This window comes from Xanthobacter tagetidis, from assembly GCF_003667445.1.
In the GTDB taxonomy this organism is placed as follows: domain Bacteria; phylum Pseudomonadota; class Alphaproteobacteria; order Rhizobiales; family Xanthobacteraceae; genus Xanthobacter; species Xanthobacter tagetidis.
Genome location: NZ_RCTF01000009.1, coordinates 1 through 13,401, shown reverse-complemented (window position 1 = coordinate 13,401; position 13,401 = coordinate 1). Strand labels below are relative to the sequence as shown.

The 13,401-nt window shown below is 69.1% G+C and carries 11 protein-coding genes and 1 pseudogene; 8 read left to right on the top strand and 4 right to left on the bottom strand.

What is annotated here, in order from left to right; genetic code table 11:
* Positions 1-215 precede the first annotated feature (215 nt).
* The 8 genes from D9R14_RS12155 (at position 216) to D9R14_RS12120 (ending at position 9,788) form a co-directional block, all read left to right on the top strand.
* A complete protein-coding gene (locus tag D9R14_RS12155; protein ID WP_245420779.1) occupies positions 216-2,780 on the top strand; it encodes a glycosyltransferase in 2,565 nt (854 codons plus the stop codon).
* Positions 2,781-2,869: 89 nt separating this feature from the next.
* The gene (gene mobA, locus D9R14_RS12150; protein WP_121623604.1) at positions 2,870-3,550 is read left to right on the top strand and encodes a molybdenum cofactor guanylyltransferase MobA; all 681 of its coding nucleotides are present in this window, start codon (positions 2,870-2,872) and stop codon (positions 3,548-3,550) included.
* A 124-nt stretch (positions 3,551-3,674) separates the two neighbouring features.
* Positions 3,675-4,982 carry a citrate synthase gene (gene gltA, locus D9R14_RS12145; protein ID WP_121623603.1) on the top strand — a complete coding sequence of 436 codons (1,308 nt, stop codon included), beginning with the start codon at positions 3,675-3,677 and terminating at the stop codon, positions 4,980-4,982.
* Between the two features lie 197 nt (positions 4,983-5,179).
* Positions 5,180-6,433, top strand: a complete 1,254-nt coding sequence (locus D9R14_RS12140) for a threonine ammonia-lyase (protein WP_121623602.1) — start codon at positions 5,180-5,182, stop codon at positions 6,431-6,433.
* 135 nt (positions 6,434-6,568) lie between these two features.
* Positions 6,569-7,114 (top strand): RDD family protein, encoded by a 546-nt coding sequence (locus tag D9R14_RS12135; protein WP_121623601.1) that lies wholly within the window; start codon positions 6,569-6,571, stop codon positions 7,112-7,114.
* A gap of 79 nt (positions 7,115-7,193) precedes the next feature.
* Positions 7,194-7,943 (top strand): arginyltransferase, encoded by a 750-nt coding sequence (locus D9R14_RS12130; protein ID WP_121623600.1) that lies wholly within the window; start codon positions 7,194-7,196, stop codon positions 7,941-7,943.
* A gap of 106 nt (positions 7,944-8,049) precedes the next feature.
* Positions 8,050-8,724, top strand: a complete 675-nt coding sequence (locus D9R14_RS12125) for a MarC family protein (RefSeq protein ID WP_245420777.1) — start codon at positions 8,050-8,052, stop codon at positions 8,722-8,724.
* 29 nt (positions 8,725-8,753) lie between these two features.
* Positions 8,754-9,788 (top strand): 3-hydroxyacyl-CoA dehydrogenase NAD-binding domain-containing protein, encoded by a 1,035-nt coding sequence (locus D9R14_RS12120; protein WP_121623599.1) that lies wholly within the window; start codon positions 8,754-8,756, stop codon positions 9,786-9,788.
* A 35-nt stretch (positions 9,789-9,823) separates the two neighbouring features.
* Here D9R14_RS12120 and lpdA read toward each other — a convergent pair whose 3' ends face one another.
* The 4 genes and pseudogenes from lpdA to D9R14_RS12100 all read right to left on the bottom strand — a co-directional run.
* The gene (gene lpdA / locus D9R14_RS12115) at positions 9,824-11,239 is read right to left on the bottom strand and encodes a dihydrolipoyl dehydrogenase (RefSeq protein WP_121623598.1); all 1,416 of its coding nucleotides are present in this window, start codon (positions 11,237-11,239) and stop codon (positions 9,824-9,826) included.
* Complete coding sequence (locus tag D9R14_RS12110; RefSeq protein ID WP_121623597.1) at positions 11,232-11,861, bottom strand: nucleoside 2-deoxyribosyltransferase; 630 nt, start codon at positions 11,859-11,861, stop codon at positions 11,232-11,234. Before D9R14_RS12110 ends, lpdA begins: the two co-directional genes overlap by 8 nt.
* 79 nt (positions 11,862-11,940) lie before the next feature.
* Positions 11,941-12,177: an HP1242/YdcH family protein gene (locus tag D9R14_RS12105; protein WP_121623596.1), complete on the bottom strand. Its 237-nt coding sequence runs from the start codon at positions 12,175-12,177 to the stop codon at positions 11,941-11,943.
* Positions 12,178-12,301: 124 nt separating this feature from the next.
* A pseudogene (locus D9R14_RS12100) lies at positions 12,302-13,279 on the bottom strand (2-oxo acid dehydrogenase subunit E2); the annotation flags it as partial.
* Between the last annotated feature and the right edge of the window lie 122 nt (positions 13,280-13,401).

Here is a 13,401-nt window from a genome sequence, read left to right as displayed (position 1 = left end):
TTTCGGAACCTGCGCCTTAAGCCAGCGTTTAGGTTCTAACTTTCCCTTCTTGGGTGGGCATCGCCATGCGTCCCGGACTTGCTGCTGCGGCAGCGATCATTGCGGTTGTGACCTCGTTCCAAGCCGCGATGTGGCTTTCCCTGCGTCCTGAAGCGGACGCTGCGAACCTCACGGATCGCTTCCGGAGCCTGTCCTTCGCTCCGTTCAGCCGCCACATGAGCCCGGAAGGCGAGGCGCCGACCAATCCCGACCAGGTGCGGTCCGACGTCAAGGCGGTCGCGCCCTATACCCGCGCCATCCGCACCTATTCCTCGACCCACGGCAAGGAACTGATCGCCTCGATCGCCGGCGAGCAGGGCATCCGCGTGACCGCGGGCGCCTGGCTCAACCGCGAGACCGACAAGCAGGGCGAGCTCGACCGGAAGGCCAAGGCGGGCAACGACAAGGAAATCGCCAACGTCATCGAGGTGGCGCGCCGCAACCGCAACGTGGACGCGGTGGTGGTCGGCAACGAGACCATGCTGCGCGGCGACATGAAGGAAGGCGAGCTCGCCGAGCTGGTCCGCAAGGTCAAGCGCCAGGTCAACGTGCCCGTGACCACGGGCGAGATCTGGAACACGTGGCTCGAGACGCCGGAGCTCGCCTCGTCGGTGGACTTCATCTACGCCCATATCCTGCCCTACTGGGAGGACGTGCCGGCGGACCAGGTGGTGGACTACACCATCGCCGCCTACGACCGGCTGCGCGCCGCCTATCCCGGCAAGCGCATCGTCGTCGGCGAGTTCGGCTGGCCCTCCCACGGCTACAATCGCGGCGCCTCGGTGCCCGATCCCATGTGGCAGGCCAAGATCATCCGCGATTTCGTGGCCCGGGCCGACGCGCTCGGCATCGAGTACAACATCATCGAGGCGTTCGACCTGCCCAAGAAGCAGAACGAAGGCTCGGTGGGCCAGTACTGGGGCGTGTTCGACGCCGACCGGAACCTGAAGTTCCCGCTGACCGGCCCGATCTTCGAGGCCACCTACAACCAGACCGCCATCCTGGCTCTGCTGCTCGGCGTGCTGTTCACCCTGCCGCTGCTGCGCATGCGCGACCTCACCGTGTCGCAGGGCCTCGTTCTGGCGGGCGCGGGCAACGGCGTCGCCGCGTGGCTGGCGCTGGTGGTGGACTATTGGATGAACCACTACGTCATGGGCGGCGACTACATCACCCTGGCGCTGAGCGTGGTGATGCTGGTGCCGCTGGTGTTCGTGCTGCTCTACCGCATCGAGGAACTGGCCGCGGTGGTGTTCGGCCGCAGCCCGGCGCGCCTCGTGGAGGCGCAGAAGCCCGCCACCCCGTCGCGCTTCCCGAAGGTCTCCATCCACGTGCCCGCCTATCGCGAGCCGCCGGAGATGCTCAAGCAGACCATCGACGCCCTCGCCCGGCTGGAATATCCGAACTTCGAGGCGATCATCATCGTCAACAACACGCCGGACCCGGCGATGGTGGAGCCGGTGCGCGCCCATTGCGAGCTGCTCGGCGAGCGCTTCAAGTTCATCAATGCCGAGAAGGTGGCGGGCTTCAAGGCCGGCGCCCTGCGCATCGCGCTCGACGCTACCGCGCCCGACGCCGAGATCATCGGCGTGATCGATGCCGACTATGCGGTGACGCCCGATTGGCTCAAGGACCTCGTGCCGGTGTTCGACGACCCGACCGTCGGCCTCGTCCAGGCGCCCCAGGATCACCGCGACGGCTTCCGCAGCCCGCTGCACGAGGCGATGAATGCCGAATATGCCGGCTTCTTCGACATCGGCATGGTCCAGCGCAACGAGGACGACGCCATCGTGGTCCATGGCACCATGTGCCTGGTCCGCCGCGCGGCCATGGTGGAGGCCGGCAACTGGTCGTCCGACACCATCTGCGAGGACACCGACCTCGGCCTGTCGATCGCCGAGAACGGCTGGAAGACCCACTACACCCGCAAGCGCTACGGCTATGGCCTGCTGCCGGACACCTTCGAGGCGTTCAAGAAGCAGCGCCACCGCTGGGCCTATGGCGGCTTCCAGATCATCAAGAAGCACTGGCGCCGGTTCCTGCCCAACAATTCGCGCCTGACCACCGCCCAGAAGCGCCACTTCGTGCTCGGCTGGATCTCGTGGCTGGGCTCGGAATCGGTGGGTGCGTTCATGGCCCTCGCCTCGCTCTGCTTCGTGCCGTTCGTGCTGCTGTTCGGCGTGTCGGTGCCGGCCTATGTGCTGACCCTGCCCATCGTCGCCACCTTCCTGGTCTATGCGCTGCACTTCGTGAGCCTCTATAAGATGCGCGTCGCCACCACGCCCATGCGCATGGTGGGTGCCGCCATCGCGGCGAGCGCGGTGCAGTTTACGGTGGCCAAGGCGGTGCTGGACGGGTTCCGCTACAAGGACCTCGCCTTCGCCCGCACGGCCAAGGGCAACAACTGGCTTGCCGGCGCGGCCCGCTCGTTCCCGGCGCTGCCGGAGCTGGTCATCGGCTCGCTGCTGCTGCTCGCCGGCATCGCCCTGCTGCTGCTCAACAACATGCCCGGCGTGGCGCTGACCAAGAACGACTGGCGCCACATCCGCGAGATCAACTTCTACGGCATCGCTTTGATGGTGCAGAGCCTGCCGTTCGTTGCGGCGGCGCTGATCGGCGCCTTCGAGCCCTCGAAGCTGAACGACTTCGCCACCCTGCGGGCGTTCCGCACCAAGGTCGCGGCGCTGCCGCGCCGGCTTGGCCTGCCGGCCGCCGGGCCGGTGCCGCCCGCCGTGGCGGAATGATCCGCGCCTGAAGGCCGAGGCGGCGCGCCCACCGCCTCCCTCCCCTCGAACGCCCGGCCCTCGCGCCGGGCGTTCTGCTATGGTGGGCCATGGCCGGTCCGACCGCTCCCCCTTATCCCTCTGACGCGGCTTCGCCCGGCGCCGCGCCGGCCGGCACCCCGGTGATCGGCCTGATCCTCGCCGGCGGGCACGGCAGCCGCATGGGCGCGCCGGCGCTCGGTGCCGCGACCAAGCCCATGGTGCTGCTGGGCGGCCGCCCCCTTGCGGCGCACGTGGCGGAGCGCCTCGCCCCGCAGGTCGCCCGGCTCTATGCGAGCGGCAATGACGCCGAAGCGCTCGCCCCCCTCGGCCTGCCGGTGCTGCCCGACCCCCTGCCCGGCCGCCCCGGCCCGCTCGCCGGGGTCCTGGCGGGGCTCGATCTGATCGCGTCGCAGGCCCCCGGCGCCCTGCTGCTGACCGCCCCCGCGGACGCGCCCTTCCTGCCGGCGGACCTCGCCGCACGCCTCCTCGCCGGCCTGCCGGAGGGCGGCGGCCCGGCCTGCGCCGCCTCGGCAGGACGGCGCCATCCGGTGATCGCGCTGTGGCCGGCTGCGCTGCGCGATCGGCTTCGCCTTCTGCTGGAGGGGGGCGAACGCAGGGTCGGCTTCGTGATCGAACTGCTCGGCGGCGCAGCAATCGCCTGGCCGGACCGAGGAAACGACCCGTTCTACAATGTGAACTCCCCCCAAGAGCTTGAAATCGCTCGATCCCGCCTCTCTGCCCACTCCTGAACCATGGTCACGCTTGCGGCAGGAATGGGGAGGGTTTAGGACTGCGGTGAGGCGACTTCGCACACGCGAACGCCGCCGCGGGGCTCACACAAGGGCGCCAGTCCGCCCTAAGGATGAGGAAGCCATGGACGCCACCAATACCGGGGCCAAGGCAGCAAAGCTGACCGTGGGGGACAAGAGCTGGGATCTTCCGATCCACCCGGGGACCATCGGTCCGGACGTGGTGGACATCGCCAAGCTCTATGGGCAGACCGGGATGTTCACGTACGATCCCGGCTTCACCTCCACCGCGTCGTGCGAGAGCAAGATCACCTATATCGACGGCGACGAGGGCGTGCTGCTCTATCGCGGCTATCCCATCGAGCAGCTGGCCGAGAACGGCGACTTCCTGGAGACCTGCTATCTCCTGCTCTACGGGGAGCTGCCCACCGCCGCGCAGAAGGCGGACTTCGACTATTCCGTGACCCGTCACACGATGGTTCACGAGCAGATGACGCGCTTCTTCCAGGGCTTCCGCCGCGACGCCCACCCGATGGCCATCATGGTGGCGTCGGTCGGCGCGCTCTCGGCCTTCTACCACGACTCGACCGACATCTCCGACCCGCAGCAGCGCCTCATCGCCTCGATCCGCATGATCGCGAAGATGCCGACGCTGGCTGCCATGGCCTACAAGTATTCCATCGGCCAGCCCTTCGTGTATCCGAAGAACGACCTGGACTACACCTCGAACTTCCTGCGCATGTGCTTCGCTGTGCCGTGCGAGGATTACAAGGTGAGCCCGGTGCTCTCCAAGGCGATGGACAAGATCTTCATCCTCCACGCCGACCATGAGCAGAACGCGTCCACCTCCACGGTGCGCCTCGCCGGCTCGTCGGGCGCCAACCCCTTCGCCTGCATCGCCGCCGGCATCGCCTGCCTGTGGGGCCCGGCCCATGGCGGCGCCAACGAGGCGGCGCTGAAGATGCTCTCCGAGATCGGCCACGTGGACCGCATTCCGGAATTCATCAACCGCGCCAAGGACAAGAACGACCCGTTCCGGCTCATGGGCTTCGGCCACCGGGTCTACAAGAACTACGATCCGCGCGCCAAGATCATGCAGCGCACCTGCCACGAAGTGCTGGCGGAGCTGGGCATCAAGGACGACCCGCTGCTCGACGTGGCGGTGGAGCTGGAGCGCATCGCGCTCTCGGACGACTATTTCGTCGAGAAGAAGCTCTATCCGAACATCGACTTCTACTCGGGCATCACGCTCAAGGCGATGGGCTTCCCCACCACCATGTTCACCGTGCTGTTCGCGCTCGCCCGCACGGTCGGCTGGATCGGCCAGTGGAAGGAGATGATCGAGGACCCGAGCCAGCGCATCGGCCGTCCCCGCCAGCTCTATACCGGCGCCACCCAGCGCGACTACACCGCCATGTCCAAGCGCCGCTGAGCGCGCGACGGGCTTCTGCCGTATGGGAAGGAAGGGGCGCGGCCGCCGGGCCGCGCCCCTTCGCGTTTCCGGATGCCGTCCGGAGCCGCTCCAATGTGCGCGATGCAGCGGCCATACGGCCCGCGCCATATGGACAATCGCAACGCTTTTCCCTTCAGATGGCCGCCCGCCGCCGATGCGGCATCGAAGGAAGCGCCATGTCCGTGAAAGTCGCCGCCGAAGCCGGCCTACCGGTCACCCTCGCGGACGTGGAGGCGGCCCGGCCGCTGCTCGCCGGCGCCATCCTGCGCACCCCGACGCTCCGCGCGCCGCGCCTATCCGCCCTCACCGGCGCGGACGTGTGGGTGAAGTACGAGAACTTCCAGGTCACCGCCTCGTTCAAGGAGCGCGGCGCTCTGGTGAAGCTCGCCCGCCTGTCGCCCGAGGAGGCGCGGCGCGGCGTGGTCGCCATGTCGGCCGGCAATCACGCCCAGGCGGTGGCCTGCCACGGCACAAGGCTCGGCATCTCCACCACCATCGTCATGCCGGAGACCACGCCGCAGGTGAAGGTGATGGCGACGGAGGCGTTCGGCGCCCACGTGGTGCTCCACGGCGACACGGTTGCCGACGCCCAGGGCGAGGCCGAGCGCATCTCGCGCGAGGAGGGCCGTGTTTTCGTCCATCCCTATGACGATCGGGACGTGATCGCCGGCCAGGGCTCCATCGGCCTGGAGATGATCGAGGACGGACCGCAGTTCGACGCGGTGCTGGCGCCCATCGGCGGCGGCGGGCTCGCCTCCGGCGTCGCGCTCGCCTTCGCCGGCCGCTCGCCGCAGACCGAGATCGTCGGCGTCGAGGCCGCGCTCTACCCGGCCATGTGGAGCGCGCTGACCGGCATCGCCCGCCCCTGCGGCGGCCCGACGCTGGCCGAGGGCATCGCGGTCCACAATGTGGGCGCGCTGACCCGGACCATCATCCGCGCATTGGTGCCCAGCATCGTGCTGGTGGACGAGACGGCGCTGGAGCGGGCGGTGAATGCCTTCCTCACCAACCAGAAGACCCTCGCCGAGGGCGCCGGCGCCGCCGGCCTCGCCGCCCTGCTCACCGAGCCCGAGCGCTTCGCCGGCCGCACGGTCGGCCTGATCCTGTGCGGCGGCAACATCGATCCGCGCATGCTCGCCGGCATCATCCTGCGCGAACTGGAGCGCGAGGAGCGTATCGTCTCCTTCCGCCTCACCATCCTCGACCGGCCGGGCATGCTGGGGCGCATCGCGACGCTGCTCGGCAAGCTCGGCGCAAACATCCTGGAGGTGCACCACCGCCGCACCTTCCTCGACGTGCCGGCCAAAGGGACGCGGCTCGACCTCACGGTGGAGACGCGCGACCAGGCCCACGCCCAGGCGATCGAGGCGGCGCTGGAGGCGGAGGGCCTGCCGGTGCAGCGGCTCGGCGCCGGCGGCATCGACTGGTAGGCACGCCCGCCCGCTTGGCCGCCCGCCATTGCCCCTCGCCCTTGCCGCGAGCCCTTGCCGCGAGCCCTTGCGCTCGCAGGCGCGGCTCCCCACGTTCCCGTTATGGCCCATTCTGGGCCGAGGAGCCTTGGCGCCATGAGCGACCCGTCGAGCCAGACCCGCGAACCGCCCCGCATCGGCGTGTCCGACGGGGCGCGCCCGCACGCCTACGATCCCGTGACGCAGCCGGAATATTTCGATGGCGTGCTGTCACGCCGGCTCGTGGCGTTCTGCGTCGATGCGCTGATGATCGTCGGGCCGATCGTGCTGCTCGCCATCTTCATCTTCGTGTTCGGCATCGTCACGCTGAGTCTGGGCTGGATGCTGTTCCCGCTGCTCGGGCCGGCCTTCGTGATCTGGGCCGTGCTCTACAACGCCATCACGCTCGGCTCCCCAGCCTCGGCGACGCTCGGCATGCGACTCATGGACCTCGAAATGCGCACCTGGTACGGCGCGCCGTGCTACTCGCTGCTCGGCGCCGTGCATGCGGTCTGCTTCTGGGTGTCCATCTCGGTCGCCACGCCGCTGGTGCTGCTGGTGGCGCTGTTCAACGACCGGCGCCGGCTGCTGCACGATTTCCTGGTCGGCACCGTGGTGGTGAACAACGAGAGCCGCGCCGCCACGCTGCGCCGCCGCCGCTGAAAATTGCGTGCAATCCCGCCTTCGCCTTTGACCGGACCGCAAGCTCCGGCGATGCTGTACCGGTTCGAGGCGTAGGACCGTGAGCGAACATCCGCGCGATACACCGCAATTCTACCTCACCGCGCCCTCCCCCTGCCCCTATCTGCCGGGGCGGGAGGAGCGCAAGGTGTTCACCCACCTCGTGGGCGAACGGGCGGGCGCGCTCAATGACGTGCTCACCCAGGGCGGCTTCCGCCGCAGCCAGTCCATCGCCTACCGCCCCGCCTGCGAAGGGTGCCGCGCCTGCGTCTCGGTGCGCATCTGCGTCGACGATTTCGTCGAGGGGCGGTCCTTCAGGCGGGTGCTGGCGGACAATGCCGACCTCGTCGGCGCCATGAAGGCGCCGACCCCCACCTCCGAGCAGTACGGCCTGTTCCGCTCCTATGTCACCGCCCGCCACGGCTCCGGCGGCATGGCGGACATGAGCGTGCTCGACTACGCCATGATGGTGGAGGACACCCATGTGGAGACCCGCCTCGTGGAATACCGCAAGGCCGGCCCCGACAGCCGTATCCTCGGCCGCGGCACGGGCGACCTGATGGCGGTCGCCCTGACGGACGTGCTCTCCGACGGGCTCTCCATGGTCTATTCCTTCTACAATCCGAACGTGGCGCACCGCTCGCTCGGCACCTTCCTGATTCTCGACCATGTGGCGCGCGCGCGGGAGATGAAGCTGCCCTTCGTCTATCTCGGCTATTGGGTGCAGGGTTCGAGGAAGATGGACTACAAGCGCCGCTTCCTGCCGCAGGAGCGCCTCTCGCCCCAGGGCTGGGAGCGGGTGGAGGCTTGAGGCTTGAGGCCTGAGGCCTGGGGCTCGCGCCGCGCGCGCGGCCGGGCTACCAAGGACGCCGGGTGGGGCAAGCGTGCCTGAGGCGCGCGCTCGGGAGGGGCCCGAAGTGAGCTACGTGTCCAACGCCATCAACATCTTCGTCATGGTGTTCGCGGCCCTGTTCCCGGTGGTCAATCCGCTGGGCAGCGCGCCCATCTTCCTGAACTTCGTGCGCAAGTGCTCGCCCACGGTGCGCGAGCAGGTGGCGCGACAGGTGGCCATCTACGGCTTCGTCCTGCTGCTCGGCTCGCTGCTGTTCGGGGCGCAGATTCTCCTGTTCTTCGGCGTCAGCCTGCCGGTGCTGCGGGTCGCCGGCGGCGCGGTGGTGATGGCGGTCGGCTGGAGCATCCTGCACCAGGGCGACGAGCCGGCCGACCGGACCGCGAGCCAGGAGCTCAGCGAGACGCAGGCGCAGAACGAGGCCTTCTATCCCCTCACCCTGCCCTTGACGGTGGGGCCCGGCTCCATCGCCACCACGATCGCGCTCTCGGCCACCCACAAGCCCACATGGCAGGTGGACCTGGTCGAATCGCTCTCCAGTCTCATCGGCGCGCTGGCCGGGCTGATCGCGGTGGCGCTGATCGTCTATTTCGCGTTCCGCGAGGCGCCGACCTTGGAGCGGGTGCTGGGCAAGAACGGCACCAACGTGCTGGTGCGGCTGTTCGCCTTCATCCTGTTCGCCATCGGCGTCGAGATCGCCTGGCTCGGCATGCGCGAGCTTCTCGCCCAGGTCCCGCGCTGAACCGGCGGCCGCGCCGCAAGGAGTTTGCCATGTTCCCCGCCTCCGACATCCGCCGCGTCTGCGTCATCGGCTCCGGCACCATCGGCGCCAGCTGGGCGGCGCTGTTCCTGTCCCGCGGCCTTGAGGTGACGGTGAGCGATCCCGCCCCGAGCGCCAAGGCGGCGACGCAGCGCTTCATCGACACGGCATGGCCGACGCTCAAGCAGCTCGGCGCCCTGCCCACCGCCGATCCCACAGCCTGGCGCTTCTCCGCCGACCCCGAGGAGGCCGCGGCCGGGGCCGACTTCGTGCAGGAGAACGCGCCCGAGCGCTACGAGATCAAGCAGCCTCTGCTCCGGCGCCTCGACGCGGTGCTGGCGCCCCATGCGGTGATCGCCTCCAGCACGTCGGGCCTGCTGCTGAGCCGGATGAGCGAACAGTGCGCCCGTCCGGAGCGTTGCGTCATCGGCCATCCCTTCAACCCGCCGCATCTGATCCCGCTGGTGGAGGTTCTCGGCAACGGGCCGGCGGGACGGGCGGCGGTGGACACCGCCATGGCCTTCTACGCCGCCATCGGCAAGCGCCCGATCGAGATCCGCAAGGAGGTGAAGGGCCACGTGGCGAACCGCCTCCAGGCGGCGTTGTGGCGCGAGGCCATCCATCTGGTCGCCGAGGGCGTCGCCTCGCTGGAGGATATCGACGCGGCGGTCTCGGAAGGTCCGGGCCTGCGCTGGGCGCTGATGGGCCAGCACATGACCTTCCACCTTGGCGGCGGCCAAGGCGGCCTCGCCCACTTCCTGGAGCACCTGCTGCCGGCGGTGGAAGGCTGGTGGGCCGACCTCGGCTCGCCGCAGATGACGCCGGAACTCCAGGCCGAACTGGTGCGCGGCGTGATCGAGGCGGCGGCGGGCCGCTCCATCGCCGAACTCGCGGCGCAGCGCGACGTCCTGCTGACGCAGATCATCGCCCTGAAGCGCGACCAGGCCGAGGCCGAGGCGCAGAAGGAGATGGCGGGCCGCCTCGACGAGGCGCTGGAGGAGAGCTTCCCCGCCAGCGATCCCCCGGCGGTGCACCGGGAGACGTGAGCACGGGGGGCGATGCCCCCTGCCCTCACCCGCGCTCAGACGTGGATCGCGCGCCCGTAGGCCGCCATGACGCTCTCGTGCATCATCTCCGACAGCGTCGGGTGCGGGAACACCGCATGGATCAGCTCTTCCTCGGTGGTCTCGAGATTCATGGCGATGACGAAGCCCTGGATCAGCTCGGTCACTTCCGCGCCCACCATGTGCGCGCCCAGCAGTTCGCCGGTCTTGGCGTCGAAGATGGTCTTCACGAGGCCGTCCGGCTCGCCGAGCGCGATGGCCTTGCCGTTGCCGATGAAGGGGAAGCGGCCGACCTTGATCTCGCGACCGGCCTCCTTGGCCTTCTTCTCGGTGAGGCCCACGGAGGCGATCTGCGGCGTGCAATAGGTGCAGCCAGGGATCTTGTTCTTGTCCATGGGGTGGGTGTGGAGGCCCTTGATGGTCTCGACGCAGATCACGCCCTCATGCTCGGCCTTGTGCGCCAGCATGGGCGGGCCGGCGATGTCACCGATGGCATAGACGCCCGGCACATTGGTGCGCCCGAGCCCGTCGGTGACGACGATGCCGCGTTCGATCTTCACGCCCATGGCCTCAAGCCCGAGGCCCTCCACATTTCCCACCACGCCGACGGCGGAGATCATGCGGTCCACCGTGATGTCGTGCTTGGCGCCCTTGGCGTCCTCGATGTGGGCGGTGATGCTGTCGGCATGCTTGGTGACGCCCGAGACCTTCGCGCCGGACATGATCTTCATGCCCAGCTTCTCGAAGCGCTTGCGGGCGATGGCGGCGATCTCCTCGTCCTCCACGGGCAGGATCTGCGGCAGCACCTCCACCACGGTCACGTCCACGCCCATGGTGCGGTAGAAGGAGGCGAACTCGATGCCGATGGCCCCCGAGCCCATGACCAGCAGGGACTTGGGCATCTTCTCCGGCACCATGGCCTCGAAATAGGTCCAGATCAGCTTCTTGTCGGGCTCGAGGCCCGGCAGCGCGCGCGGGCGGGCCCCGGTGGCGACGATGATGTGCTTGGCGCTGTAGTCGCCGCCGCCCTTGGCGTTCTTCGGCGGGTTCTGCGCCGCCTCGACCTTCAGCTTGCCGGGGGCGGTGAAGGTGGCCTTGCCCCAGATCACGTCGACCTTGTTCTTGTTGAGCAGGAAGCCCACGCCGGTGGCGAGCTGGGAGGACACGCCGCGCGAGCGCTTCACCACGGCGGCCGCATCGAAGCCGATCTTCTCGGCGGAGAGGCCGTAATCCTTGGCGTGCTCCATGTAGTGGTAGATCTCGGCGGAGCGCAGCAGCGCCTTGGTGGGGATGCAGCCCCAGTTGAGGCAGATGCCGCCGAGGTGGCTCTTCTCCACCACCGCGGTCTTGAAGCCGAGCTGCGCCGCGCGGATGGCGGCCACATAGCCGCCCGGCCCGCCGCCGATGACGATGATGTCGTAGGTGTCAGCCATGGAAGGTCTCCTCGCCGCGCGTGTGTCCGGCGGGCTCCAGATGGAAGGGGGGCCGCGCGAGGCGGCCGGCATCGCGCGCGTCGGCGAGCGCCGCCAAGGCGCGCTCGAACAGCGCGAGGTCGCGGAACGGGTCGGCGGCAGCGCCCGCCGCCTGGATCACCGGCAGGCCGGACGCCTCCAGCGCCTCCGCCAGCATGAGATTGTCGAAATGGCCGAAATCCTCCACGTGGAGGCCGTCCGCCATCAGGCTCGCCGGCCCCTGCGCTGCCGGGCCGATGGCGCCGTGCGCGCGGTGCTTCAGTTCGCCCGGCAGGTTGGAATAGGCCGCCACGGGCTTGCCGAGCGCAAACGCGTAGCCCACCTCGAAGGCGGTGCCGGGATCGGCGCTGATGCCGCGGAACGGGGTGAGGTTCGCCAGCACCGCGTCGCAAGCGCGCATGAGCGCGAGATTGGCCTCGAAGATGGCGCGTGCATGGGCGCCGGCGGCCGCGTCGAGGGTCGGGTCGCCGTCCAGCGGAAACAGGCCGTCGAACCCGAGCCGGGCGCACAGCGCCACCTTGCGCCGGCCGATCTCGCGGGCGTCGTCGAGGAACACTTCCGGGCCGGCCAGATAGAGCTTCATGCGGTCTTCTGCCTTTGCGCCCTTTCGCTCGCGCCGCCTTGGCCGGGAGCGCCACGCCTGCGGCGCCCCCGGGGTCTCCTCACTTCACCAGGATGGCGTAAAGCTCGTCCTTCAGCTTCACGCGCTCGCGGCGCATGGCCTCGATCTCCTCGTCGCCGGTGGGCTCCACGTCGGTCTCGGCGCGGTGCACCTTTCGGTTCACCTCGTGATACTCGTCATGGAGCTTGGCGAAGTGCGCGTCGGACTGCTTGAGAGCGCTGATCTTCTCCGCATATTCCGGGAAGTCGGCGGCAAGCTCGTGGGGCGTGTGGCTCATGTCTGTCTCTTCGCTTTGGCGTTCGGGCGCCTCAAGGCGCCATGACGCTGCTGCTACACGAAGGGCGGGCGGCGCGATTTGATCTGCCCCGCCCCGGCCCGCATCGCCGTCCGGCCGGCGGCCGTCACACCAGCATGGACATGGGCTTCTCGATGAAGCCCTTGAACGCGCTGAGCAGCTCGGCGCCGAGCGCGCCGTCCATCACCCGGTGATCGCAGGTCAGCGTCGTGGTCATCTGGGTGACGACCTTCACCTCGCCGCCGCGCACCACGGCGCGCTGCTCGGAGGCGCCCACCGCGAGGATGGAGGACTGCGGCGCGTTGATGATGGCGGTGAAGTTGCGCATCCCCATCATGCCAAGGTTGGACACCGAGGTGGAGCCGCCGGAATATTCCTCCGGCTTCAGCTTCTTGTTGCGGGCCCGCAAGGCCAGGTCGCGCATCTCGTTGGAGATGGCGGACAGCGACTTCAGCTCGGCCTTCTTGACGATCGGCGCATAGAGGCCGCCGTCGATGGCCACCGCGACGCCCACGTCCGAATGCTTCATGCGCAGGATGCGGTCCTCGGCCCACACCGCGTTGGCGCCCGGCACCTTCTGGAGCGCCAGCGCCATGGCCTTGATGACGAAGTCGTTCACAGAGACGCGATAAGCGGGCTTGCCGTCCTTGTCCTTGGCGGCGGCGGCGTTCACCTGCTCGCGCAGGGCCATGAGGTCGTCGAGGTCGCAGTCCACCGTGAGGAAGAAGATGGGCGTCACCTGCTCGCTCTCCACGAGCCGGCGGGCGATGGTCTTGCGCATGCCGTCGAGCGGCACTTCCTCAAAGGTGCCCGCCTCGAACAGGGCCTTCACCTGCTCGGCGCCGGGCGCCGTGGCGAGCGCCGGCTTCGGCGCGGCGGCGGGGGCGGCGGCCTGTGGCGCCGGAGCCGCGGGCGCGGCGGCCGGCGCGGCCGGGACCGGCTGGGCGCGGGCGCCGTCGAGGTCGCGGGCGATGATGCGCCCATGGGGGCCGGAGCCCGCCACGGCGGCGATGTCGATGCCCTTCTCCTTGGCGAGGCGGCGCGCGAGCGGCGAGGCGAACACGCGCGTCCCCTGCCCGGCCGGGCCCTAATCATTCTGAGGGTGAGTAAAATGCCCATCGACATCCTGATGCCGGCGCTCTCCCCCACCATGGAGAAGGGCAACCTCTCCAAGTGGGTGAAGAAGGAGGGCGACACGGTGAAGTC

Coding starts and splice junctions, on each gene's coding strand:
- D9R14_RS12155 (WP_245420779.1), top strand. CDS start 216: ATGAGCCCGGAAGGCGAGGCGCCGACCAATCCCGACCAGGTGCGGTCC.
- mobA (WP_121623604.1), top strand. CDS start 2,870: ATGGCCGGTCCGACCGCTCCCCCTTATCCCTCTGACGCGGCTTCGCCC.
- gltA (WP_121623603.1), top strand. CDS start 3,675: ATGGACGCCACCAATACCGGGGCCAAGGCAGCAAAGCTGACCGTGGGG.
- D9R14_RS12140 (WP_121623602.1), top strand. CDS start 5,180: ATGTCCGTGAAAGTCGCCGCCGAAGCCGGCCTACCGGTCACCCTCGCG.
- D9R14_RS12135 (WP_121623601.1), top strand. CDS start 6,569: ATGAGCGACCCGTCGAGCCAGACCCGCGAACCGCCCCGCATCGGCGTG.
- D9R14_RS12120 (WP_121623599.1), top strand. CDS start 8,754: ATGTTCCCCGCCTCCGACATCCGCCGCGTCTGCGTCATCGGCTCCGGC.
- lpdA (WP_121623598.1), bottom strand. CDS start 11,239: ATGGCTGACACCTACGACATCATCGTCATCGGCGGCGGGCCGGGCGGC.
- D9R14_RS12110 (WP_121623597.1), bottom strand. CDS start 11,861: ATGAAGCTCTATCTGGCCGGCCCGGAAGTGTTCCTCGACGACGCCCGC.
- D9R14_RS12105 (WP_121623596.1), bottom strand. CDS start 12,177: ATGAGCCACACGCCCCACGAGCTTGCCGCCGACTTCCCGGAATATGCG.